The organism is Bradyrhizobium sp. IC3195, from assembly GCF_020193585.1.
GTDB classification, from domain to species: Bacteria; Pseudomonadota; Alphaproteobacteria; order Rhizobiales; family Xanthobacteraceae; genus Bradyrhizobium; species Bradyrhizobium yuanmingense.
Map to the genome: position 1 here is coordinate 411,514 of NZ_JADYVG010000003.1, position 22,392 is coordinate 433,905.

The 22,392-nt window shown below is 65.2% G+C and carries 21 protein-coding genes; 10 read left to right on the plus strand and 11 right to left on the minus strand.

All coding sequences use genetic code 11. The features are described from left to right. Nucleotide 1: 1 nt before the first annotated feature. The 5 genes from cysW to I6F09_RS09280 all read left to right on the plus strand — a co-directional run bounded on the left by cysW (nucleotide 2) and on the right by I6F09_RS09280 (nucleotide 4,593). Nucleotides 2-913: a sulfate ABC transporter permease subunit CysW gene (gene cysW, locus I6F09_RS09260; protein WP_035998223.1), complete on the plus strand. Its 912-nt coding sequence runs from the start codon at nucleotides 2-4 to the stop codon at nucleotides 911-913. Next, nucleotides 903-1,937 (plus strand): sulfate ABC transporter ATP-binding protein, encoded by a 1,035-nt coding sequence (locus I6F09_RS09265; RefSeq protein WP_035998225.1) that lies wholly within the window; start codon nucleotides 903-905, stop codon nucleotides 1,935-1,937. The genes cysW and I6F09_RS09265 overlap by 11 nt, the downstream gene beginning before the upstream one ends. Before the next feature lie 107 nt (nucleotides 1,938-2,044). Next, on the plus strand, nucleotides 2,045-2,548 hold the full coding sequence (locus I6F09_RS09270; protein ID WP_035998228.1) for a CAP domain-containing protein: 504 nt from the start codon (nucleotides 2,045-2,047) through the stop codon (nucleotides 2,546-2,548). A gap of 79 nt (nucleotides 2,549-2,627) precedes the next feature. Then, complete coding sequence (locus tag I6F09_RS09275) at nucleotides 2,628-3,803, plus strand: patatin-like phospholipase family protein (protein WP_036036932.1); 1,176 nt, start codon at nucleotides 2,628-2,630, stop codon at nucleotides 3,801-3,803. Between the two features lies 1 nt (nucleotide 3,804). Next, the gene (locus tag I6F09_RS09280) at nucleotides 3,805-4,593 is read left to right on the plus strand and encodes a 3-hydroxybutyrate dehydrogenase (RefSeq protein WP_057028138.1); all 789 of its coding nucleotides are present in this window, start codon (nucleotides 3,805-3,807) and stop codon (nucleotides 4,591-4,593) included. 126 nt (nucleotides 4,594-4,719) lie between these two features. On the opposite strand, the gene I6F09_RS09285 is transcribed toward I6F09_RS09280, so the two are convergent. The 4 genes from I6F09_RS09285 to I6F09_RS09300 all read right to left on the minus strand — a co-directional run bounded on the left by I6F09_RS09285 (nucleotide 4,720) and on the right by I6F09_RS09300 (nucleotide 7,614). Then, nucleotides 4,720-5,046: a type II toxin-antitoxin system RelE/ParE family toxin gene (locus I6F09_RS09285; protein ID WP_225134638.1), complete on the minus strand. Its 327-nt coding sequence runs from the start codon at nucleotides 5,044-5,046 to the stop codon at nucleotides 4,720-4,722. Continuing rightward, nucleotides 5,043-5,279: a hypothetical protein gene (locus I6F09_RS09290; protein WP_057028137.1), complete on the minus strand. Its 237-nt coding sequence runs from the start codon at nucleotides 5,277-5,279 to the stop codon at nucleotides 5,043-5,045. Before I6F09_RS09290 ends, I6F09_RS09285 begins: the two co-directional genes overlap by 4 nt. A 51-nt stretch (nucleotides 5,280-5,330) precedes the next feature. Next, nucleotides 5,331-6,689 carry a flippase gene (locus I6F09_RS09295; RefSeq protein WP_225187918.1) on the minus strand — a complete coding sequence of 453 codons (1,359 nt, stop codon included), beginning with the start codon at nucleotides 6,687-6,689 and terminating at the stop codon, nucleotides 5,331-5,333. 85 nt (nucleotides 6,690-6,774) lie between these two features. Continuing rightward, complete coding sequence (locus I6F09_RS09300) at nucleotides 6,775-7,614, minus strand: protein-disulfide reductase DsbD domain-containing protein (RefSeq protein WP_225187919.1); 840 nt, start codon at nucleotides 7,612-7,614, stop codon at nucleotides 6,775-6,777. Between the two features lie 142 nt (nucleotides 7,615-7,756). Between I6F09_RS09300 and I6F09_RS09305 the strand changes: the two genes are divergently transcribed. Next, complete coding sequence (locus I6F09_RS09305; protein WP_036021679.1) at nucleotides 7,757-8,401, plus strand: YqgE/AlgH family protein; 645 nt, start codon at nucleotides 7,757-7,759, stop codon at nucleotides 8,399-8,401. 150 nt (nucleotides 8,402-8,551) lie between these two features. On the opposite strand, the gene I6F09_RS09310 is transcribed toward I6F09_RS09305, so the two are convergent. Together I6F09_RS09310 and I6F09_RS09315 are read right to left on the minus strand one after the other, a co-directional pair. Beyond that, entirely contained in the window at nucleotides 8,552-9,439 is an 888-nt protein-coding gene (locus tag I6F09_RS09310) for a TauD/TfdA family dioxygenase (protein ID WP_225187920.1), read from the minus strand. A 96-nt stretch (nucleotides 9,440-9,535) separates the two neighbouring features. After that, the gene (locus I6F09_RS09315; RefSeq protein ID WP_225187921.1) at nucleotides 9,536-10,315 is read right to left on the minus strand and encodes an SDR family NAD(P)-dependent oxidoreductase; all 780 of its coding nucleotides are present in this window, start codon (nucleotides 10,313-10,315) and stop codon (nucleotides 9,536-9,538) included. Nucleotides 10,316-10,415: 100 nt separating this feature from the next. Here I6F09_RS09315 and I6F09_RS09320 point away from each other — a divergent pair, with 100 nt between their 5' ends. Then, nucleotides 10,416-11,153 carry an SDR family oxidoreductase gene (locus tag I6F09_RS09320; RefSeq protein WP_225126391.1) on the plus strand — a complete coding sequence of 246 codons (738 nt, stop codon included), beginning with the start codon at nucleotides 10,416-10,418 and terminating at the stop codon, nucleotides 11,151-11,153. Nucleotides 11,154-11,217: 64 nt separating this feature from the next. Continuing rightward, nucleotides 11,218-11,592, plus strand: coding sequence for a CsbD family protein (locus I6F09_RS09325; protein WP_035998251.1), 375 nt, complete (start codon nucleotides 11,218-11,220; stop codon nucleotides 11,590-11,592). Between the two features lie 162 nt (nucleotides 11,593-11,754). On the opposite strand, the gene I6F09_RS09330 is transcribed toward I6F09_RS09325, so the two are convergent. Further along, complete coding sequence (locus I6F09_RS09330) at nucleotides 11,755-13,479, minus strand: DUF459 domain-containing protein (protein ID WP_225187922.1); 1,725 nt, start codon at nucleotides 13,477-13,479, stop codon at nucleotides 11,755-11,757. 171 nt (nucleotides 13,480-13,650) lie between these two features. Continuing rightward, entirely contained in the window at nucleotides 13,651-15,033 is a 1,383-nt protein-coding gene (locus I6F09_RS09335; protein WP_051056815.1) for a lytic murein transglycosylase, read from the minus strand. 209 nt (nucleotides 15,034-15,242) lie between these two features. Between I6F09_RS09335 and I6F09_RS09340 the strand changes: the two genes are divergently transcribed. After that, complete coding sequence (locus I6F09_RS09340) at nucleotides 15,243-16,118, plus strand: UTP--glucose-1-phosphate uridylyltransferase (protein WP_109142449.1); 876 nt, start codon at nucleotides 15,243-15,245, stop codon at nucleotides 16,116-16,118. Nucleotides 16,119-16,230: 112 nt separating this feature from the next. On the opposite strand, the gene I6F09_RS09345 is transcribed toward I6F09_RS09340, so the two are convergent. After that, nucleotides 16,231-17,727, minus strand: coding sequence for a diguanylate cyclase (locus I6F09_RS09345; RefSeq protein WP_225171522.1), 1,497 nt, complete (start codon nucleotides 17,725-17,727; stop codon nucleotides 16,231-16,233). 143 nt (nucleotides 17,728-17,870) lie between these two features. Between I6F09_RS09345 and I6F09_RS09350 the strand changes: the two genes are divergently transcribed. Then, nucleotides 17,871-18,134 (plus strand): hypothetical protein, encoded by a 264-nt coding sequence (locus I6F09_RS09350; RefSeq protein ID WP_035998268.1) that lies wholly within the window; start codon nucleotides 17,871-17,873, stop codon nucleotides 18,132-18,134. Between the two features lie 159 nt (nucleotides 18,135-18,293). Here I6F09_RS09350 and I6F09_RS09355 read toward each other — a convergent pair whose 3' ends face one another. After that, a complete protein-coding gene (locus I6F09_RS09355) occupies nucleotides 18,294-21,170 on the minus strand; it encodes an EAL domain-containing protein (RefSeq protein ID WP_035998272.1) in 2,877 nt (958 codons plus the stop codon). A gap of 153 nt (nucleotides 21,171-21,323) precedes the next feature. Next, nucleotides 21,324-22,322 (minus strand): NAD(P)H-quinone oxidoreductase, encoded by a 999-nt coding sequence (locus I6F09_RS09360; protein WP_225187923.1) that lies wholly within the window; start codon nucleotides 22,320-22,322, stop codon nucleotides 21,324-21,326. Nucleotides 22,323-22,392 lie beyond the last annotated feature (70 nt).

The window sequence follows — 22,392 nt, forward strand, 5'->3', positions numbered from 1 at the left end:
CATGACGATGCAGATCGCAGATTCCGTGTCGCTCTCGGCCTCCGACTCGCAGGCACGCGCGCACGCGGCGGCGGCGCGGAACAATTTGCGCACCGAGCCGCGCGCCGTCCGCATCGTCATCATCACGCTGGCGTTGCTGTTTCTCACCGTCTTCGTCGTGCTGCCGCTGGTCGTCGTGTTCGCGCAGGCATTTTCGCGCGGCATCCTCGCCTATTTCGCCGCGCTCGCCGAGCCGGAGGCGATGGCGGCGATCAAGCTGACGTTGATCGTCGCGGCGATCTCGGTCGGGCTCAATCTGGTGTTCGGCCTCGTCGCCGCCTGGGCGATTGCAAAATTCGAGTTTCCGGGCAAGACCTTCCTGATCACGCTGATCGACCTGCCATTCTCGGTCAGCCCGGTGATCTCGGGCCTCGTCTTCGTGCTATTGTTCGGCGCGCAAGGCTATCTCGGCAGCTGGCTGCGCGAGCACGACATCCAGATCCTGTTCGCGGTCCCCGGCATTGCGCTCGCCACCACCTTCGTGACCTTCCCCTTCGTGGCGCGCGCGCTGATCCCCCTGATGCAGGAGCAGGGCACGCAGGAGGAGGAGGCTGCGATCTCGCTCGGCGCCTCCGGCCTGCAGACCTTCTTCCGCGTCACCCTGCCCAACATCAAATGGGGCGTGCTCTACGGCGTCCTGCTCTGCAACGCGCGCGCGATGGGCGAGTTCGGTGCGGTCTCCGTCGTCTCCGGCCACATCCGCGGCGAGACCAACACCATGCCGCTCTTGGTCGAGATCCTCTACAACGAATACCAGTTCGTCGCCGCTTTCGCGATCGCCTCGCTGCTCGCAATGCTGGCGCTGATCACGCTGATCGCAAAAACCATTCTCGAACGTCATCTCGACGAAGGACAAGACGCCAGTGACCATTGAAGTCAAGAATCTCGTCAAGAAATTCGGCAGTTTTGCTGCCCTCGACGGCGTCGATCTCAAGGTCAACGACGGTGAGCTGCTGGCGCTGCTCGGTCCGTCCGGCTCCGGCAAGACCACCTTGCTGCGGATCATCGCCGGCCTCGACTGGCCGGACTCGGGCGAAGTCTCCTTCAACGGTGAGGACGCGCTGGCGCAAGGAGCCCGCGAGCGCCACGTCGGCTTCGTGTTCCAGCATTATGCGCTGTTCCGCCACATGACGGTGTTCGAGAACGTTGCCTTTGGCCTCCGCGTGCAGCCGCGCGCGGTCCGAAAGGATGAGGCTGCGATCCGCTCGCGCGTCAAGGAGCTGCTCGATCTGGTGCAGCTCGACTGGCTCGCCGACCGCTATCCGAGCCAGCTCTCCGGCGGCCAGCGTCAGCGCATCGCGCTCGCCCGTGCGCTTGCAATCGAGCCGCGCATTCTGCTGCTCGATGAACCCTTCGGCGCGCTCGACGCCAAGGTGCGCAAGGAGCTGCGCAAATGGCTGCGCTCGCTGCATCACGAGATCCATGTCACCTCGATCTTCGTCACGCACGACCAGGAGGAGGCGCTGGAAGTCGCCAACCGCGTCGTGGTGATGGACAAGGGACGGATCGAGCAGATCGGCTCGCCCGACGACGTCTACGACAATCCGGCGACGGCGTTCGTGCACGGCTTCATCGGCGAATCCATCGTGCTGCCGATCCAGATCGGCGATGGTGCGATCCGGCTCGGCGACCGGCAGCTCGATCTGGCGGCCGATGGGCTTGCGCCTGGCGCGTCGAAGCTGTTCGTGCGGCGACATGACATGCTGGTCGGCCCGCCCGGCAGCGGCGCCTTCGAGGGCGCGGTCCAGCACGTCCGCAATTTCGGTCCGGTGCAGCGGGCGGAAGTAGCCCTGTCCGGCGGCGAGACCATCGAGATCGACGCCCCCCGCGACAAGGAACTGCGCGCCGGCGACACGATCGGCCTCAATCCGCGTCGCTACCGGATTTTTGCGGGCTGAGCCCACCGTCATTCCGCCGCGGAATGACGGCTCAAATTCTCTTCAAAATTCACCTTTCAGCCATTGTTGGTATGCAACAACAGCCCCTCATTTGGGGGCCCCGATTCATGCGCGCTGCGGCCGCAATTCTCATCATGTTGCTGCTCGCCGGTTGTGCCGGCAACGAAGCACCGGTCCAGCAGCCGTCGATGTATGCCGACATGGCGGTGCCGGGCTCCAAGCTCGACGTCCAGGCAGCTGCGATCATGATCTCGCAATACCGCCAGAACAACGGGCTCGGTACGGTCGTGGTCGACCCGGATTTGACGCGGCTCGCCGAATCCCAATCGGGCGCGATGGCGGCGGCCAACAAGATGGACCACGACGTCCGCGCGCCGCTCGCCAAGCGTCTGGCCTCTGGCGGTTATCCTGCCACCGTGGCGGTCGAGAACATCTCGGCCGGCTATCATACGCTGGCGGAAGCGTTTTCCGGCTGGCGCGACTCGCCTCCGCACCGCGCGAACATGCTCAAGAGCGGTGTCACAAAATTGGGCATCGCGGCGAGCTATGCTCCAGGCACCAAATACAAGGTGTTCTGGACCATGATCCTGGCCTCCACCGAGCCTCGATAAGCCAGACTTGATCCCGGGGATGCATTGACGTCGCGGCGGAGTGTCGCCACGGTGGCCAGCCTTTTGCTATTGTTCCCGCATGACCGATCATAGTCCGGAAACCGCAACAATCCCCACGAATGCGCAACGCGTCCTGGTCCTCCAGGGCGGCGGCGCGCTGGGCTCGTACCAGGCTGGCGCCTTCCAGGCGCTGTGTGGCTACGGCTTCGATCCGGAATGGGTCGCCGGCATCTCGATCGGCGCGGTCAATGCCGCCATCATCGCCGGCAATGAGGGGCACACCCGCGTCGAGCGGCTCAAGGAGTTCTGGGAAATGGTGTCGGCCCCGGTGCCGTGGAAGCCGGTCGGCAAGAGCGACCGCAGCCGCGAGCTGTTCAATTCCACCAGTGCCGCGCTGATTGCGACGTTTGGCGTGCCCGGCTTCTTCACGCCACGCATTCCGCCGGCGCCGCTGTGGCCGCCGGGGCATCCCGAGGCCGAAAGCTATTACGATACCTCGCCGCTGAAGAAGACGCTGGAGCGTCTCGTCGATTTCGACCGCATCAACGATCTGAAGACACGCCTGTCGGTCGGCGCGGTCGGCGTCACCTCGGGCAATTTCAGATATTTCGACAATTACGCGTTCAAGAAGCTCGGCAAGAAGATCGGCCCCGAGCACATCATGGCCTCCGGCGCGCTGCCGCCGGGCTTTCCCTCCGTCGTCATCGACGGCGAGCATTATTGGGACGGCGGCATAGCCTCCAACACTCCGCTCGACTACGTGCTCGATGCCGAGGTCGAACGCGACATGCTGATCTTTCAGGTCGATTTGTTTTCCGCGCGCGGCGACCTGCCGAACTCGCTGCTGGAGGCGGCCGAGCGCGAGAAGGACATCCGCTATTCCAGCCGCACGCGGATGAACACCGACAAGAACAAGCAGCTGCACAACGCCCGCAGGGCCGTGCGCGATCTGATCGGCAAATTGCCGGACTATCTCAAGAACGATCCTTCCGTCGAATTCCTGGCGAAAGTGTCGCGCGAAAGCACCGTCACCGTGGTGCATCTGATCTACCGCAGCAAGAACTACGAATCCTCGTCCAAGGATTACGATTTCTCGCACATTGCCATGGTCGAGCATTGGGAGGCCGGCGTGCGTGACGTGCACCTGTCGATGCGCCACAAGGACTGGCTGGAGCGGCCGCAGTCCGGCGAGACCATGGTGACCTACGATCTCACGGGGGACGTCACCGCGCCCCCGGCAAAAAGGAGCGAATAGAATGGGTACTCTGTCAGGCAAGAACGCCGTCGTGACCGGATCGACCAGCGGCATCGGGCTCGCTTACGCGCGCGCCTTCGCCGGCGCCGGTGCCAACGTCGTCATCAACGGTTTCGGCTCGCCGGAAGACATCGAGAAGGAGCGCGCCAAGATCGAATCCGATTTCGGCGTCAAGGCGGTCTACTCGCCCGCCGACATGACCAAGCCCGCCGAGGTCGCCGGCATGATCGCGCTCGGCGAGAAGACGTTCGGCTCGGTCGACATCCTCGTCAACAATGCCGGCATCCAGTTCGTCTCGCCCATCGAGGAATTCCCGCCGGAGAAATGGGACCAGATCATCGCGATCAATCTGTCCTCGGCCTTCCACGCCATCCGCGCCGCGGTGCCCGGCATGAAGAAGAAGGGCTGGGGCCGCATCATCAACACGGCGTCGGCGCACTCGCTGGTGGCCTCGCCATTCAAGTCGGCCTACGTCTCGGCCAAGCACGGCATCGCCGGCCTCACCAAGACCGTGGCGCTGGAAGTCGCGACCCACAAGATCACCTGCAACTGCATCAGCCCCGGCTACGTCTGGACCCCGCTGGTCGAGAAGCAAATCCCCGACACGATGAAGGCGCGCAATCTGACGCGCGAGCAGGTCATCAACGACGTGCTGCTCGATGCGCAGCCGACCAAGGAGTTCGTCACCTCCGAGCAGGTCGCCGCGCTCGCGCTGTTCCTGTGCAGCGACGACGCCGCCCAAATCACCGGCACCAACCTCTCGATCGACGGCGGCTGGACCGCGGAGTAGGCGCACAGTGCTGTAGGGTGGGCAAAGGTGCCAGCGCCGTGCCCACCATCTTTCCGCTGTTCGCGACCAGCGTCAGTGGCACTGGGTGTCTCACCTCTTCCCGCGCCTACTGCGAACCAGCCGTTCTCAGGTCCGAGGCGAACCATATTGGCTTTCCGGCTCGTTCAGTCCGGCAAGGGGCCGCCGCGACGCGTGGCGGATATGGACGATATGAACGAACTCGCCGGTGACACGGTAAAATATCCGAAATGGATAGCGGACGACCGTTGCCACGCGGACTTGGGAACGTTGTGTGACCCGTGGCGATGAGAAAGGCGCACGCCGGACGCGCTCGATAACATCCGCAAATCTTCGTCCGATGGCATCGGCGATCGCTGGGCTGGCGTTGCTGGCATAATAGGTTGCAATGTCTTCGAGGTCAGCAAGCGCCTCTCGGGACCAGACGACCTTCATCCGCGCCTGAATTTCGCGAAGACTTCTGCGACCTCGGCATCCGTAGCGAACTCGCCGCGATCTATGGAGGCTAACGCAGCGTCGATACTTCGCAGCTCTTCCTGCGTCGCAACATACTCGCCGCCGAGCAGTTCGCTCTCGATTTCGCTGGCAATCGCAACCAGCTCGTTCTGGGCCTCTTCGGGCCAAGTCTGGGCACGTTCCAGAAGATCTCGCAGATCGCTTGCAGCCATACCCAACTATATCAGGTGCCGAAGAGCTTTCCAATCATCTCAAGCTGATAGCTAACGTCCGAACGCCAGCACGTGCAGCCCGAGCCGCTGCCGCACGATCCAGAACAACAGCACCGTCTCGAAGGTGAGGGAGATCGAGGTCGCGGCCGCCGCGCCATGGCCGCCGTAGCGCGGCACCAGCGCGATGCAGAGCACGAGGTTCATCACGAAGGCTAGCGCATAGGCGAGCGCGCAGATCTTCTGCTGGCCGAGCATGTTGAGCAGGCGCTCCACCGGGCCGATCGCCGCGCGCACCACGAGGCCGATCGCGGCGACGAACATGATGTCGTAGCCGACGGTGAATTGCGGCCCGAACAGCCAGAGCAGCGGCTTGCCGAGCGCGAGCAGCACGATGGTCGCGGCCAGCGACGGCCAGAACGTCCAGCTGATCGCATGCGCGACGTAAGCAGAAAGGCGCGCCTTGTCACCGCTGGCATTGTATTCGGCGAATCGATGCGCCGTTGTCGCGGACATCGCGTAGTGGATGAATGAGACCAGCGCCAGCGTCTTCACCACGGCGAAATAGACGCCGACCTCGTCCGAGGGACGGAATTGCTGCAGCACCAGCACGTCGGTGTACGACAATAGCAGATAGAAGCTCTCGACCAGCAGGATCGGCAGGGAGACCGCGAGCCAGCCCTTGACGTCATAGGCCTTCGGCCCCGGCGTGATGTGATCGGCGAGCTTGCGGTTCAGCACCACCATCTGCCCGGCCATTGCGATCCATACCGCGCAAAGGCTCGCGACCATCGCGGCGACGGCGCCGAGGTGATAGCCGAGCAGGAAGGCGAGCGCCGTGATGCCGATGATCAGCGCCTGGCGGATGATGAATTGCGGCATCAGGCCGAGCTGCATCCAGTCGTGCGAGCGCGCGATGCCGTCCTGGGTGTTGGCGACGACGAAGGCCGGCAGCGTCATGCAGCCGATATAGAGCGGCAGCACCTCGGCCGGATCGATCCAGGGTGACAGCACTTTGACGATGCCGGCAAGGCCGAGCGAGACCAGCGTGGACACGCCAAAGGTCAGCCAGCGGCTGCCGGAGAGGAAGCCGCGCAGCAGCGCGTGCGCGCCGCTGGCGCGGTACTCCGGAATGATCTTCTGTGCGGAGGCCGAGATGCCGAAATCCATCATGCTGCCGAGCAGCAGCACCCAGGTCCAGACATAGACGTAGATGCCGTAATCGGACGTGCCCATCCAGCGCGCCAGCAGCACCTGCGAAACAAAAGCGAGGCCGGCGCTGATGACGCGGATGATGAAGATCGTGCCGGCGAGCCGCCGCGTCAGCGACGCCTCGCTCGATCCGCCCGCGAGCTTGGCGCGCAGCCGCGCGACCAGCCCGGCCGGTCCGGTCGTTGCGGGTGGTGCATCCATCACGGCCAATTCGAACAATCCCCAGCGACCTGCAGCGGCAGGCGAGGGATTAGCAACCATTCGTTAAGATTCGGTTGGGCGGACGCTAGTTCAAATTCGTGTTGAACTCGTACGCCTTCTCCGGCCCGACCAGCGTGAACTTCAGCGCGGCGCCCTCGGGCTTGGCGCCCGGCGGCAGCCCGTCGAGCTCGAACGAGAAGCGCACGACCCCGGGCGGGCTGGGCTGCACCGGCGCCGGAATCGGCAGCGCCCAATCGGGCGTCGGGCCTTCCACGAACAGATTGACCTTGCTTCTGTCCGGCGCCACCACATCGACCACTACGTTCTTGGGCCCGTCCCGCTTGACGTCGCGAATGGTGAGCGGATTGGGGTCGCCGATATTGGCGGGCTTCGGCACGGTGTCGAGCGCGGCACGCAAGTTCGCGTCCTCGGTCGAGGCGACGCTGTTGAAGCCGAGCTCGGCGCTGGCCTCTACGGGAATGCAGAGCTTCTCGCACACCGCGTAGTTGATCTCGGCCCTCAAGGTCACCGGCTTGTCCGCGGCCTTGGCGACGATGCGCAGGGGCAGCACGACCTGGTCGCGATAGCCGATCGAATGGCCGCCCGCGCCGTCATCGAACTTCAGCGGTGCCGGCCACATCACCGTCACCGCCTCGACATTGTCGGACTTGGAGAAGTCGAACCGGGGCGGAACGCCGGAATCGCCGGGCGACCGCCAGTAGGTCTTCCAGCCGGGCTGCAGCTGGAAGGCGATACCGCCGAGCAGCACCGCGCCGCTGCGCGAGCCCGCCAGGAGCCGCACCGCGGAATGTCCATCGCGCTGCCAAGGCGATGCGTCATCGGCACGGGCCGCGATAGCCAACGACGACGCGAGCAGGGTTGTCGCGACGCCAATCGCCGCACGCAGGGGAACAATGCTGGACATGGCACGTCTTTACAGGGTCACCTAGGGCCAAACCATTGAATTGCTTGTGATGGATGCACTCGAATCAACTCGCCGCAACCCTTGATTTGACAGCCGCCCGGCCCGACATCAGGATAGGAATTGAAACCGGAGTGCTCGAGCGATGGCTCCCACAGGCAAGAGGACGGGCGAAAGCACCCGCAGCTCGGGCGCCGCGCTGCCCAGTTCCGGCGGCTATCTCGACGGCCGGCTCCTGATCGCAATGCCCGTGATGGGCGATTCCCGCTTCGAGCGCTCGGTGATCTATCTTTGCGCCCATTCGGCGGAGGGGGCGATGGGCATCATCGTGAACCACCCCGCCGGCAGCATCGATTTCCCCGAGCTCTTGCAGCAGCTCGGCATCATCAAGAAGGGCGAGCACATCAAGCTGCCGGAGAATGCCGAAAGTATGAAGGTGCTGCGGGGCGGGCCGGTCGACACCGGGCGCGGCTTCGTGCTGCATTCCAGCGACTTCTACATCGAGAACGCCACGCTGCGGATCGATGACGGCGTCTGCCTGACCGCGACGGTCGACATTCTGCGCGCCATCGCCAACGGCTCCGGCCCCAAGCACGCCATCCTCGCGCTCGGCTATGCCGGCTGGGCGCCGGGCCAGCTCGAGACGGAGATCCAGAGCAACGGCTGGCTGCATTGCGACGCGGACGCGGATCTGATTTTCGGCGACGACGTCGACGACAAGTACAACCGTGCTTTGCAGAAGATCGGTATCGACCCCGGCATGCTCTCGAACGAGGCCGGGCACGCGTAGCGTTATCGGCCGCTATTGCCACACTCTCCACTGCCCTCAGTTATTCTCCGCTGTCCCCGGATCGGCGCTTCGCGCCGGACAACGCTACGCGTTGCCCAGCGCTCCGCTTGTCCGGGACGACGACCGAATTTGTGGCTACTCCGACCCGGCCTACTCCGCCGCCTGCTGCTGCACCGTCGGCTCCGTCCCTGCCACCGTCGCGCGGCGCATGTCGCGGGGCTGGGACTGGTCGTAGCGGCGGACGCGGTGCATGGTCTGGCGGTTGTCCCACATCACGAGGTCATGCAGCTTCCATTTGTGCACGTAGACGAACTCGGGTTGCGTGGCGTGCTCGGTCAGATCGCGCAGCAATAGCCGCCCCTCGGGCATGCTCATACCGACGACCTTGCCGGCATGCGATGACAGATACAGCGACTTGCGGCGATGCACGGGGTGCGTGCGCACCAGCCGTTGCAGCACCGGCTTGAACATCTCCTTCTCTTCGTCGGTGTATTCGGTGAAGCCGAGCGATCCCCGCGAATACATCAGCGAATGCTCGCAGACGAGATCCTCGATCTCCGCCTTGGTCTCGTCGTCGAGCGCGTCATAGGCCGCGCGCATGTCGGCGAACTCGGTGTTGCCGCCCTTCGGGTTCACCACGCGCGCCGATAGCAGCGAGAATTTTGCGGGGATCGGACGGAACGAGCTGTCCGAGTGCCACAGGCAATTGCCGAGGTTGAACAGATTGGCGCGGCTGTCCTTGGGCAGCGGCTTGCCGTCCTTGCCGAGGTTGGAGACGTCGTTCAGGCCTGAGGTGAGGCGGTGTTCATCCGCCTTGGTGATGTTGCCGCCGCGCGCCTCCTCGCGCTGGCCAAAATTCAGCGCGAATGCCATCTGCTGCTCGTCGGTGATGTCCTGGTCGTGGAAGACGAGCACCGCGTACTTGTCCATGGCGGCCTCGATCTCGCGCGCCTGATCCGGCGTGAGCGGCCTGCGCAAGTCGAGGCCGGACACCTCGCCGACGAAATGTTTCTGAAGCTGCCGGATGGCGATGGTCATTGCGTTCCTCCCGCATCTACGAGCGGTTTCCCCGCTCTGTTTGTGGAAAAAATGACTCCCGCATCCGGCGATGTCAACGCGCCGCGCGCATGGCTCTCACGCGTTCCGCGCCATCAGCCCGCCATCCACCGGGATCACCGCGCCGGTGAGGAAGGACGCCGCCGGCAGGCACAGGCTCAGCGTCATATGCGCGACCTCTTCAGGGTCGCCGTAGCGGCCGAGTGCGGTGCGGCGCTTGGCGTAGATGGTCTTGTGCTCCTCCGGGATGCGGTCGGTGATTTTTGTGCGGATCGGTCCGGGGCAGATGCAGTTGACGGTGATGCCCTCGCGGCCGAGCTCCACCGCCAGCGAGCGGGTGAGGCTCACGACGCCGCCCTTCGCGGCCGAATACGGGCTGTGCAATGCGGTGGCGCCGAGCGCCTCGGTCGAGGCGATGTTGACGATGCGGGGACTCTTCGACTTGCGCAAGTGCGGCAGCGCGGCGCGGATGATGCGTGGGTGCGCCGTCAGCATCACGGCGATGCCCTTCGCCCAGGCGTCCTCGTAGCCCTCATCGTCGATCGCGACGCGCACGGAGATGCCGGCATTGTTGACGACGATGTCGAGGGCGCCGAAATGCGCGGCGACATCGCCGACCACACGTTTGATTTCGCCGCCGTCGGCGACGTCGAGCTTCCACGCCCTTGCCGCGCCACCGCTCGCCGCAATCTCCTTGGCGACGTCCTGCGCGCCTTGCTCGTCGAAATCCGTGACGGCGACGTTCGCACCTTCGTTTCCGAATACGCGCGCAGTGGCGCGCCCCATGCCGCTGGCTGCGCCAGTGACGAGCACGGTGAGCCCCTTCACGGACCGGCTGAGCTCCCTGACGTCGGACATGCTGTTCCCTCGCGCCGAGCTGGTTCTTGTTGTGATTGACAAGGCTGGCATCGATCCGCAGACAGGTCAAACAAGCAGAAAACAAAAGGGGAGGCCGACAATGGCAAACGAGCTCGATTTCTCAGGCAAGCAGGTGCTGGTGGTCGGCGGTTCCAGCGGCATCGGCAACGGCATCGCGCAGACCTTTCGCGCAAAGGGCGCAGCTGTTGCCGTCTGCGGCACGCGTGCTCACGCAACGGAATATTCAGCCGACGAAGGCTCCGATCTCGAAGGTCTTGCTTACGCGCAGCTCGACGTCAGCAATCCCAATGCCATCGAAGCATTCAGGCCGCCGTTCGACCGTCTCGACATCCTGGTGCTCGCGCAGGGCGCGGTGATCTACCGCCGCGGCGAATTCGAGATGGCGGGCTTCCGCAAGGTCGTCGAGGTCAATCTGATGAGCCTGATGGCCTGCGCGACGCGCTTTCATTCCATGTTGCGGGACGCGAAGGGCGCGCTGATCATCGTGTCCTCGACCGCGGCCTATCATTCCACAATGGGCAATCCCGCCTACAACGCCTCGAAGACCGGTGCGGTCGGATTGACACGGACGCTGGGCGAGGCCTGGGCCGAGGACGGCATCCGCGTCAACGGCATCGCGCCAGGGCTCGTCGACACCAAGATGACGAAGGTGACGACCGACAATCCGAAGCGGCTCGAAGGCGCGCTCGCACGCATCCCGCTGCGGCGATTGGGTACGCCGGCCGACATGGCGGGCGCGGCGCTGTTCCTGGCCTCGCCGCTGTCGTCCTACATCATCGGCCAGACGCTGGTCGTCGATGGCGGCCTGATTCTATAGGAGAGCCTAAGGAACCGCGCTGCGTCTGATCGGTTACTTCGGCTGACCACCGAGGAGGATCATCATGGACACGGATCGGATTGTTGGATCGGCGAAGGAATATGCCGGACGCGCGGAAGGCGCGATCGGAGACATGGCAGGCGATGCCAAGACGCAGGCGTCGGGCAAGGCGCGGGAAGCCGCGGGCACGGTGCAGAATCTCTACGGCCAGGCCAAGGATGCCGTGCGCGACGCCACGGACACCGCCGCGGGCTATGCCAAGGACGCCTACGAGAACAGTGGTGAGACTTTCCGCGACGGCTCGAAGGCCATTGCGCAGAAGGTGCAGGACAATCCGCTCGGCGCGCTGCTGGTTGCCGGCGGCATCGGCTTCGCGCTGGCGCTGCTGATGTCGCGTCCCGCCCGCCGCCCGCCGTCACGCTGGCGCTATTACGGCTAGTTGCCGAACGCCTGTCACGCGTGCCCCGGCTCAGCGATGCGGCGTGAGACGCTGCATCGCTGAGCCGGGGCCATCTTTTCTGAATGCCGCACGAATTGGGTCCCGGCTCTGCGCCGCATCACCAGAAGGTGCTGCGTTGCGTCCGGGACACGAGACCTTGCCTTACCGGAACATCTCGGCGGAGCGGCCGACGTTAGCCGGCGGACGCGGGATCCCAGGATTGGGATTCGGATTGCGCGGCCCGGGCGGCGGCGCCATTTGGCGCGGCGGCGGGGGCTGTGGCGAGCCGAAGCCGAAGAAATCACGGAATGTGGGCGTTGCCTGGGCCGGCAGTTGCGGGGCGACCTGCGGCTTCTTCGGCGCGAGCTTTGGCGGTGCGATCGCGGCGGCGGCGCCCGATACGCCTTGAGCTGCCCCGCCCTCCGGCGTCGTTGCCGCCATCGGCGTATCGCCCTTGGCCTGCTCGCGGCCGACTTCCCGGCGCGGCCAGGCAAAATCGTCGGCGCGGCCGGCCGGGGCTGCCAGCGGTTCACCCTTTACCATGGTCTTGGCGGCGAGCGCATCGACAGCGGCGGGACGCGTGCCCGGTCCGCCCAGCAATTGATCGGTCGAGATCGAGGCTGCAACCAGCGGCACGATCGGCCCGGCCAGCGGACGCGGCGCGGGCTTGCCCGGCTCGGCGCTGGTGTCGGGCGTCGCGGGCTCGCTCGGCAGCGCGATCGGGCCGGAGCGTCCGGCAAGCAGGCGCGTGATCTCGCGCTCGACATAATGCGCGAGCTTGCGCGCGCCGGCCTTGGTGAAATAGATGCCGTCGGAGCTGCGGAGCTGGCGGATCTGGCCTTCGAAGTCCGGGCCCTTCTGCAGGAAGCGGCCGGCTTCGTCGACGAAGCCGTCCCATACGTCGACATAGGTGATGCCGGCCTTGGCCGCGCCCTCACGGTACAGCGAATCCAGGAAAAGCGTGTCCGCGGTGCCCTTCGGTCCGCGGACCGCGGGCAGGCCGACCCAGAGCACCGGCACGCCCTTGGTTTTGAGGACGGCCGCGAGCTCCTCGATCTTCTTGCCGTAGAGCTCGACCCAGCGCTCGTCACGGAATTCGTAGAGGCCGTTCGGATTGCGCGCGGTCTTTTCCGGCGCGGCTGCCGGCGTGTCGGCATTGTCGGCGTCGTCCTGCGGCAGGTCGGCGTCGGCAGGCTTATCGTCCGGCTTGGCGGCGCTGTCGCCGGGCTTGGCGTCGCCGGGCTTGGCGTCGCTGGGCTTGCCTTGCGGCTTTGCGCGCGCACCCTTGTCGTTCTTCTTATCTTTGTCCTTCTCCGCGGCCGGCTTGTCGGGTTTGTCGGCGGCCGGCTCGCGGATTGCGACACGGTCGTTGAGGCCGAGCATGACGACGATCACGTCGGGCTTTTCGGTCTCGAGAATGCCCTTGGCCGCCGCGGCCCAGTCCGCAGGCTCGCCCTTGGGCTGGTACCTGATCAGGCCGGACGTGGTCTTGTGCTTGCGGATCACGCCCATGTCGGGCTGCTCGGCGTAGGCGTCTTCGAGGCCATAGGCGAGCCAGTCGGCCATGGCATCGCCGATCACCAGCACGTTCTTCTCAGGAATCGTGTCGCGCTTGGCCGGTGCCGGCGCGCGCGAAAAATCCTGGCGCGGCGCCTGCGGCGGCGGCTGGAAGGGTGCGAAGAAGTCGCCGCCGAACCATCCGCCACCTCCGCCGCCCCGTGGTGGCGGTGGTGGGGCCGAACGCTGCGGCGGACCGCCGAAGCCAGGGAAGTTGAAGAACTGCGCCGAAGCGGGTGCCGCCACCGACACCAGGATCGCAAGCGCCGTCCCCAGCGCGATCAACGGGCCGGTCTCGGTCAGCGCCTTGAACAGGGACTTCTTCGACATGCGATCTCGGGCACGCGCAATGGGGGATCGGAGTTAGCTCAATATAATAACGGAATCAGGCGCCAAACGGGCAAATTCCATCGCAGATTCTTGTCCATAGACCGGGTAACACCAGTCCAGGTCAAGGCTATCAGCCAAAATCCCCCTTCAAGGTTACTTCGAGCGCGAATTTTACCGCCCGCGCAGCCGGTCCAGCACGTCGGAGGAGGCAAAACCGTCGGCGGGGACCCCGATCGAGGCCTGGAAATTACGCAGAGCCTCCCTGGTCAGGCCGCCGAATTGGCCGTCCGGGGTGCCTTTGTAGTAGCCGCGCTGAGCCAGCAGCTGCTGCAGCTCCAGCCGTTCGGTGCGGGACAGCTCGCGCTCCTGCCGCGGCCAGGGCTGCACGAAAGGCTGTCCCCCGCGCAGGCGGTCGGCGAAATGGCCGATCGCCAGCGCATAGGCTTCCGCCGGGTTGTACTTCATGATGACGCGGTAATTCTGCAGCATCAAAAAGCCCGGTCCCTGCGCGCCGGCGGGTGCCAGCAGGTAAGCCTTGTCCGCAGGATGCGGGAAGGCCTGGTTGTTCGGACGCTTGAGCCCGAGCTTCTCCCATTGCGCGATCGGCATCGCCTTGGCGCGGTCGGCCAGCATGTAGTTGAAGCCTTGCGGTACCACGACCTCGTAGCCCCAGGTCTGGCCTGGCTGCCAGCCGTCCTTCTTCAGATTGTTGGCGGTCGACGCGATCAGGTCGGTCGGATTGTCGACGACGTCGCGCCGGCCGTCGCCGTCGCCGTCCACCGCGAAGCGCTTGAACGCGGTCGGCATGAACTGGGTCGGGCCGAAGGCGCCGGCCCAGGAGCCGCGCAGCTGCTCCGGACGCAAATCGCCGCGGTTGAGGATCTCCAGCGCGGAGAGGAATTCGTCCTTGAAATAGGCTTGGCGGCGGCCGATGCAGGCGAGCGTCGCGGTCGATTGCAGCACGCTGCGATCGCCGATCTGCGTCGAGTAATTGGACTCGATGCCCCAGATCGAGGCGATGATGTAGCGGTCGACACCGGTGGCCTTTTCGGTGGCGTCGAACTGCGTCTTGTATTTGGCGAGGACCTCGCGGCCCTTGGCGAGGCGGTTGTCGTTCACCAGGATGTCGAGATAGGCCCAGATCGACTTGGTGAATTCCGGCTGCGAATCCATGAGGTCCATGATGCGCAGGTCGGGTGAGAGCCCGGCGGTGAAGCGCTGAAAGTTCTCCTGCGTGACGCCGCGTCGTGCGGCATCGGGCCACATCGCAGCGACGCAATTGTTGAAATTGCCGGCAGCCTCGCGGATCGCGGCGGCCGTCATCAAGGGATGGCCGGAGGCGCCGTCCTCGCCGCTCCACGGCAATGGACCCGTCGGCGCGCCGCTCGGGCCAGGTGTGGGTTGCGCCGGTGCCGGGTTCGATCCCGAGAAGATGCCGCCGAACAGGTTGGACAGGCCGTTCTGCGCCTGGGCGTGTGCGCCGGCCGGCAGCAGCAAAGCGGCCGCAACGACTGCGCCGCCAGCCCGTCTCGCCAGTCCTGCCATTGATTGCATCATGTTCCACCCGTCGGCCTGAAAAACCCGCCACAGGAGGCCTGGTTAGCGTTGCCAATAGCTTAACAAAGGTGAAATTTTGGTGGCGGCCTTTTTCTTAACTCCGTCGGGGCGAGGCCCCACATCCGCCTTTGTTGGCGGCTGCAAACAGGCTAGCAAGGATGCCATTGCTCCCGTCCCATGTGCCCCCAAGGTATTCGATCGATCCCATGAAGATTCGCAAAGCCGTATTCCCCGTCGCCGGTCTCGGCACCCGCGTCCTGCCTGCCACCAAGGCGATGCCGAAGGAAATGCTGACCATCGTCGACAAGCCGCTGATCCAATACGTCTATGACGAGGCGAAGGAAGCCGGCATCGAGCACTTCGTCTTCGTCACCGGCCGCAACAAGGCTGTCATCGAGGATCACTTCGACCGGATGTTCGAGCTCGACACGACGCTGGCCGCGCGCGGCAAGAAAGCGGAACAGGACATCCTGGCGCAGAACCAGCCCGAGGCCGGCGCGGTCAGCTTCACCCGCCAGCAGGCGCCGCTCGGCCTCGGCCACGCGGTCTGGTGCGCGCGCGACATCGTCGGCAACGAGCCGTTCGCCGTGGTGCTGCCGGACGAGCTCGTGCTCAACACGCCCGGCTGCCTGAAGCAGATGATCGAAATGGCGTCCTCGCTCGGCGAGAAATCCAATCTGATCGCGGTCGAGGCGGTGCCCGATCACCTGACCCATCAATACGGCATCTGCGGCGTCGGCAAGCGCAACGGCAAGATGTTCGAGGTCGACGGCATGGTCGAGAAGCCGGCCAAGGGCACCGCGCCCTCCAACCTTTCGATCACCGGCCGCTACATCCTGCAGCCGGAGATCTTCAAGATCCTGGAGACCCAGGAGCGCGGCGCCGGCGGCGAGATCCAGCTCACCGACGCCATGATCGGGCTTGCCAAGACGCAGAAATTCTACGGCGTCGAGTTCGAGGGCGAGCGCCATGATTGCGGCTCCAAGCCCGGCTTCCTGCGCGCCAACATCGCCTATGGCTTGAAGCGCCCGGAATTGCGCGACGGCCTGGTCGCGGAGATGAAGAAGTATCTGGGGCAGTAGCGGGCCGCTCGTCATTGCGAGCGAAGCGAAGCAATCCAGAATCCTTCCGCTGAGGAAGTCTGGATTGCTTCGTCGCAAGAGCTCCTCGCAATGACGAGAGCGAGAGACCGCCTCACGCCACCAACGACAGCTGCGGCAGGCTCGCCACCACCGACTGGTTGCGCCCGCCGGCCTTGGCGGCGTAGAGCGCCTTGTCGGCGGCGGCAACCAGCATCGGCCAATCCATGCCGGCATTCGGGACCAGGCTGGCGATGCCGCAGGACACGGTCGACATCGCCTGCTCGTCGGACCAGCCCTGCACCTTGCGGCGGATCGTCTCCGCCACCTTGAAGGCCTCGGCGGCGGAGGTGTTCGGCAGCAGCACGGCGAATTCCTCGCCGCCATAGCGCGCCGCGCAATCGCCGGCGCGGCTCACCGAATCGGAAATGCAGATGGCGATGCCGACCAGCACCTGGTCGCCGGCCTGATGGCCGAACGTGTCGTTGTAGGCCTTGAAGTGATCGGTATCGATCATGAGCAGCGCGATCGGCGCCTTCTGGCGCATGGCGCGCCGCCATTCGACGTCGATGACGGAATCGAATTTGCGGCGGTTTTTCAAGCCCGTGAGCGCGTCGGTCGTCGCCAACTCCTCGAGCTTGCGCTCGGCCTCGGCGCGCCGGCCGATCTCGCGCGCGAGCACGAGGGTCGATCCCAGCACGAACAGGATGAGCGCCAGCACCACGGTGCCGATGCGGAGCGCCTCCCTTTGCCAGAGTGCGAACACCGCGGACAAAGGCTTGCCGGCGACCACGAACAGCGGACCATTGTTCTTGCTGCGGACATAGAGCCGCGGGGTCGCATCGACCGGGCCCTGTCCCGAATAGGCGGCGCCGACCCTGAGATTGTCGGCCTTCCAGTTCTGACGGTCGTTCAGGTTCGTGCCGATGATGTCGAGATCGAACGGTCGCCGCATGATGATGGTGCGGTCGCGCTTGAGCACGGTGATGGTGTCCTCAGGGTCGAGGGTGAGCCGATCGAACAGCTCGTGGAAATAGCTGAAGCGGATCGAGCCGGCGACGACGCCCATGAAGCCGCCGTCAGCGTCACTGATGCGCCGGCTCAGCACGATCGAGTAGGCGCCGCGAAACAGCATGGGACGGCTGATGAACAGGCCTGCGCCGGGATTATCCCGGTGGACCTTGAAGTAGTGCTCCTCGCTGCGGTCCTCGGGCAGGGGATCGAGCGTGGAGGCATCGATGGTCAGCCGGCCCTCGGCGTCGAACACCTGGATGGCGCCGAAATGCTTGGCGGTGGTCGCGTGGTCGAACAGGATCAGGTGACGGATCGTCTTGGAGACCGTCGCGAGCTCGGGCAGCAGCATGTTGCTGGCGACCGCCTTCAACGACAAATCGTAGATCTCGACGTTGCGGCTGACGTCGGACTCGATCGTGGTCGCGAGGTTCTCCAGCGTCTGGCGGGCGAGTGCCTCCTCGCCGCGGCGCATGTCGAGCATGACGTTGACGCAAATGGCGGAAAAGCCGATCACCGTCACCACGGACGAGATGATCAGCAGCTTCGCCGAAATCCGCCACGGCCGGCGGGCCGCAACGTCGCGCCATCCAGAGAACATTTTTCGCTCCTGTCCATAGTGGATGCGCCCGAAAGCTTGCGTAGTGTTTAAGCCGCGACGGCGCTGCCGCAATGAGTTAAGAATCGGTTTATGCGGCTGACGGTTTTGAGCAGCCTGACTTCGCCCCGGACGAGAGGACGAGTGTGAACGACTACGACGCGTTGCGCGATTATCTGCTGCGGCAGAAGCAGGAGGAGCTCGTGCTGAGCTTTGAGCAGATCGAGGAGATCATCGGCGCGGCGCTGCCGCGCGCGGCCCAGCGTGCCTCATGGTGGGACAGCCTTCGCAGCCCCGACATCCAGATGCCGCAACGCGAAGCCTGCCTCGCCGCCGGCTTCGTGGCGACACGCATGCCGGACGGCCAGAGCGTCCGGTTCAGGAAGCAGAAGGGTGAGCGGCGGCGCTAGTGCGTGACTTCCCTTCTCCCCTTGCGGGAGAAGGTGGCGCGAAGCGCCGGATGAGGGGTATGTCTCCGCGCATTCAGATGGATTTGGACGTGGGGAGAGATACCCCTCACCCCCGCTCGCTTGCGAGCGGACCCTCTCCCGCAAGGGGAGAGGGGAAGATCAACTCGCAGCTTCCAGCCGCACTTCCGTGAGCAGACGCATCGCCGCGTCCGCGTCCATCGGCTCGCCGAAGGCAAAACCTTGCGCGTATTCGCAGCCCATCTGGTAGAGCTCGACGGCGTCCGAATCGGTCTCGGCGCCTTCGGCGACGACGTCCATGCCGAGGTCATGCGCGAGCGCGATGATCGACTTCAGGATCACGGGGCGGGTGCCGCGGCTGGTGGTGCGTACGAACGACTGGTCGATCTTGATAGTGTCGAACGGGAAGCGCTGCAGATAGGCCAGCGAGGAGTGGCCTGTGCCGAAATCGTCGAGCGACAGCCCGGTGCCGAGCTCGCGGATCCGGGTCAACATCTGGGCTGCGTGCTCCGGATTCTCCATCACCAGCGATTCCGTCAGCTCGAGCTTGAGCGTGCCGCGCGCCACCGAGGAGCGCGACAGCACGGTACGGACATCGTGAATCAAATCGTGGCGCAGCAGCTGCCGCGAGGAGACGTTGACGGAAGCGAAGATCGGCTCGCGCGAGCGCATCGCCCGCTGCCACACCGAAAGCTGCTTGGCGGTCTGGTCGAGCACGAACATGCCGAGGTCGACGATCAACCCGGTCTCCTCGGCGATGGTGATGAACTCGGAGGGCGCCATGCGTCCGAGCTTCGGGTGGTCCCAGCGCGCCAGGGCCTCGAAACCGGCGATGGAGCGATCCTCCAGCCGCACGATCGGCTGGTACAGGATCGTGATCTCTTGGCGCTCGATGGCGCGGCGCAACTCGCTCTCCAGCGTCAGGCGGTCGGTCTTACGCGCCCGCATCGCCGGCTTGTAGACGTCGATGCGGTCGCCGCCGATCCGCTTGGAGTGATACATCGCCAGCTCGGCGTCCTTGATGATCTCGTCCGTGAGCTGGGTTTGCGGATCGGACAGCGCGAGGCCGATCGACGCGGTGAGGAAGATCTCGCGGTCGTTGAAGGCGATCGGCGCGCGGATGGTCTTGCGGATGGTCTCGGCGAAAGCGGTGATGCGGGCCGGGTCCTGCTCCGACAGCAGGATCAGGCCGAATTGGTCGCCGGCCATCCGCGCCAGCGTGTCCTGCGGCTTCAGGATGCGGGTGAGGCGGCGCGCCAGCGTGAGCAGGATGGAATCGCCGACCGCGATGCCGACGGAATCGTTGACCTGCTTGAAGCGGTCGAGGTCGATCACCATCAGCGTCGGCCGCAGCGTCGGCATGGTCTTGGCGAAATGCGCGACCGCGCCCAGCCGGTCCATGAACAGTTTTCGGTTGGGCAGGCCGGTGAGATTGTCATGCACGGAATCGTGCAGCAGGCGCTCCTCGGCGTTGCGCAGCTCGGTGACGTCAGTGAGCGTGCCGACCACGCGCGAGACCTCGCCGTCCGAGCCGACCACCGGGCGCGCCTTGAGCGCGAACCACATGAAGTGGCCGTCCGGCGTGCGCAGACGGAAATCCTGCACCAGGCGGCCGCGGCGCTGGTCGAGCACGCTGTCGAGCGCGGCGCGGAAACGGTCCTGGTCGAGCGGATGCAGCACCTCGAGCCAAGACGCCGCCGGGCCTTCCAGCGTGCCGCGCTTCAGCCCGAGCAGGGCTTCGGTCTCGGGGCTGGTGAACACCTTGTCGGCGGAGACGTCCCAGTCCCAGATCAGGTCGCCGGAGCCGGCCAGCGCCAAGGCGCGCCGCTCGATGTCGGAGACGACGCCCGTGCTGGCGCCGCCGCCGGCAAAGGCGTGCTGCATCACCGTAAAGCCGATCAGCATCACGATCAGCACGAGGCCGCCGAGCAGGGCCGGGCCGACGATGTCGTTGGTGACCGAGCCCGCCACCGTCATGCCGGCTGCGACCACCCAGACAACGAGCAGGAACCAGGTCGGGATCAAGAGCACGGCGCGGTCGAAGCCGTGGGTGGAGAGATAGACGATCAGCGCGAAGCCGGCGAAGGCGATCAGCACCAGCGAGATGCGTGCGATGCCGGAGGCCACCGCCGGGTCGAACAGCGCGAGCGCCACCAGCGAGCCGAGGAACGCGAGCCAGCCGACGGTGATGTGCGAATAGCGCACGTGCCAGCGGCTGAGATTGAGATAGGCGAACAGGAACACCAGGAGTGTCGCCGCCAGGATCGCTTCGCCCGCCGCGCGCCAGATGCGCTCGGCGTTGTTCGACATGTCGAGCACCTTGCCCCAGAAGCCGAAGTCGACGCCGATATAGACCAGCACCGCCCAGGCCAGCGCCGCCGCGGCCGGGAACATGATGCTGCCCTTCACCACGAAAAGGATGGTCAGCACCAGCGCGAGCAACCCGGAGATGCCGATCACGATGCCCTGGTACAGCGTGAAGGAGTTGACCTTGTCCTTGTAGGCTTCCGGCTCCCACAGATAGAGCTGCGGCAGCTTGTCGGTGCGCAGCTCCGCAACGAAGGTGACGACGGCGCCGGGGTCGAGCGTGATGCGGAACACGTCCGCGGTGGCGCTTTCCTGCCGTTCCGGGCGGTCGCCGATCGAGGGCGTGATGGTCGCGATGCGCGACAGGCCGAGGTCGGGCCAGAGCAATCCCGAGGAGACGATGCGGTAATGCGGAGCGACGATCAGGCGGTCGAGCTGGTCGTCGGTGTTGTTGGCGAGCGCGAACACCACCCAGTTCTGTCCGCCCTCGCGGGCGCGCACCTCGATGCGGCGGACGATGCCGTCGGTGCCGGGTGCGGTGGAGACCTGGATACGATCGGCATCGCTGCGCTGGTGCTCGAGCACGCCGGTGAGGTCGATCGCGGGCGCGTCGCTACGGACGCTGACGGCGTCGAGCGCGCGCGCGGGATACGCGGCGACAAGAATCATGAGGCCCAGCGCGATGGGCGCGAGGCACCTGATCAGACGCAAGGTCAGTTCTCCGCGTTCGACGCAAACTCGTCAGTGCAAGTCAAATCTAAAAGGCGATTTCAGACCGGACCGATGCGGTTCGGTGCGTCGCGATAGATGCCACGAAAGCGAGGAAAATCAAAGGGTTTCCGGCTTGCCCTGTGGGCCAGCGGCCTAGGCCTCCAACACAATTTTGCCAATATGTGCGCTCGTTTCCATGCGCCGGTGGGCGTCTGCCGCCTTTTCCAGCGGGAAAGTGCTGTCCATCACCGGCTTGACGCGGCCTTCGCGCAAAAGCGGCATCACTTTCTGCTCGATCGCGGCCACCATCGCCGCCTTGTCCGCATTACTACGGGGGCGCAAGGTCGAGCCGGTATGGGTCAGGCGCTTGACCATAACCTTGGCGATGTTGACGCTGACCTTGGGGCCGTTGAGGGTCGCGATCTGGACGATGCGGCCGTCGATCGCAGCGGCATCATAATTGCGATCGACATAGTCGCCGGCGACCATGTCGAGGATCAGGTTGACGCCAACGTTGTTGGTCTCCGCCTTCACCACGGCGACGAAATCTTCGGTCTTGTAGTTGATGGCGCGGTCGGCCCCCAGTTTGAGGCAGGCGTCGATTTTGTCCTGCGATCCCACGGTGACGAACACTTTCGCGCCGAAGGCTTTGGCAAGCTGGATCGCCATGGTGCCGATGCCGGAGGAGCCGCCATGGATCAGCAGCGTCTCGCCGGCTTTCAGCCCGCCGCGCTCGAACACATTGTGCCAGACCGTCATCAGGGTTTCCGGCAGCGCGCCGGCTTCCTTCATTGACAGCGCCGGCGGCACTTTCATCGCCTGGGCGTCCTGGGCGATGCAGTACTGCGCATAGCCGCCGCCGGCGACCAGCGACATCACCTTGTCGCCGACCTTGTGCCGCTTGGCGTTGCTGCCGACCGCGACGACTTCGCCCGATATCTCGAGGCCGGGCAGGTCGCTGGCGCCGGGCGGCGGCGGATAGGCGCCGGAGCGCTGCGCCACGTCGGGCCGGTTGACGCCGGCAGCTTCGACCTTGACCAGGATCTCGTCGGGGCCGGGCTGCGGAACACTGCGTTGCTCCGGCACCAGCACCTCCGGCCCGCCGGGCTTGGAGATGGCGACCACGGTCATTTGCGCGGGCAGCTTGTCCATGATGTGTCCTTGAGCAAAAGTGCGGGAGGAAACGAGGCCCTTGCTTAGCCAGCGCGGTGCAGGCTGGCAA

Excerpts from the sequence above, each read along its gene's own strand:
- I6F09_RS09295 (WP_225187918.1), bottom strand. The coding sequence starts at position 6,689 with ATGGATGCACCACCCGCAACGACCGGACCGGCCGGGCTGGTCGCGCGG.
- cysW (WP_035998223.1), top strand. The coding sequence starts at position 2 with ATGACGATGCAGATCGCAGATTCCGTGTCGCTCTCGGCCTCCGACTCG.
- I6F09_RS09345 (WP_225171522.1), bottom strand. The coding sequence starts at position 17,727 with ATGTTCTCTGGATGGCGCGACGTTGCGGCCCGCCGGCCGTGGCGGATT.
- I6F09_RS09340 (WP_109142449.1), top strand. The coding sequence starts at position 15,243 with ATGAAGATTCGCAAAGCCGTATTCCCCGTCGCCGGTCTCGGCACCCGC.
- I6F09_RS09290 (WP_057028137.1), bottom strand. The coding sequence starts at position 5,279 with ATGGCTGCAAGCGATCTGCGAGATCTTCTGGAACGTGCCCAGACTTGG.
- I6F09_RS09335 (WP_051056815.1), bottom strand. The coding sequence starts at position 15,033 with ATGCAATCAATGGCAGGACTGGCGAGACGGGCTGGCGGCGCAGTCGTT.
- I6F09_RS09280 (WP_057028138.1), top strand. The coding sequence starts at position 3,805 with ATGGGTACTCTGTCAGGCAAGAACGCCGTCGTGACCGGATCGACCAGC.
- I6F09_RS09325 (WP_035998251.1), top strand. The coding sequence starts at position 11,218 with ATGGACACGGATCGGATTGTTGGATCGGCGAAGGAATATGCCGGACGC.
- I6F09_RS09300 (WP_225187919.1), bottom strand. The coding sequence starts at position 7,614 with ATGTCCAGCATTGTTCCCCTGCGTGCGGCGATTGGCGTCGCGACAACC.
- I6F09_RS09330 (WP_225187922.1), bottom strand. The coding sequence starts at position 13,479 with ATGTCGAAGAAGTCCCTGTTCAAGGCGCTGACCGAGACCGGCCCGTTG.
- I6F09_RS09305 (WP_036021679.1), top strand. The coding sequence starts at position 7,757 with ATGGCTCCCACAGGCAAGAGGACGGGCGAAAGCACCCGCAGCTCGGGC.
- I6F09_RS09285 (WP_225134638.1), bottom strand. The coding sequence starts at position 5,046 with ATGAAGGTCGTCTGGTCCCGAGAGGCGCTTGCTGACCTCGAAGACATT.
- I6F09_RS09275 (WP_036036932.1), top strand. The coding sequence starts at position 2,628 with ATGACCGATCATAGTCCGGAAACCGCAACAATCCCCACGAATGCGCAA.
- I6F09_RS09315 (WP_225187921.1), bottom strand. The coding sequence starts at position 10,315 with ATGTCCGACGTCAGGGAGCTCAGCCGGTCCGTGAAGGGGCTCACCGTG.
- I6F09_RS09270 (WP_035998228.1), top strand. The coding sequence starts at position 2,045 with ATGCGCGCTGCGGCCGCAATTCTCATCATGTTGCTGCTCGCCGGTTGT.
- I6F09_RS09360 (WP_225187923.1), bottom strand. The coding sequence starts at position 22,322 with ATGGACAAGCTGCCCGCGCAAATGACCGTGGTCGCCATCTCCAAGCCC.
- I6F09_RS09320 (WP_225126391.1), top strand. The coding sequence starts at position 10,416 with ATGGCAAACGAGCTCGATTTCTCAGGCAAGCAGGTGCTGGTGGTCGGC.
- I6F09_RS09310 (WP_225187920.1), bottom strand. The coding sequence starts at position 9,439 with ATGACCATCGCCATCCGGCAGCTTCAGAAACATTTCGTCGGCGAGGTG.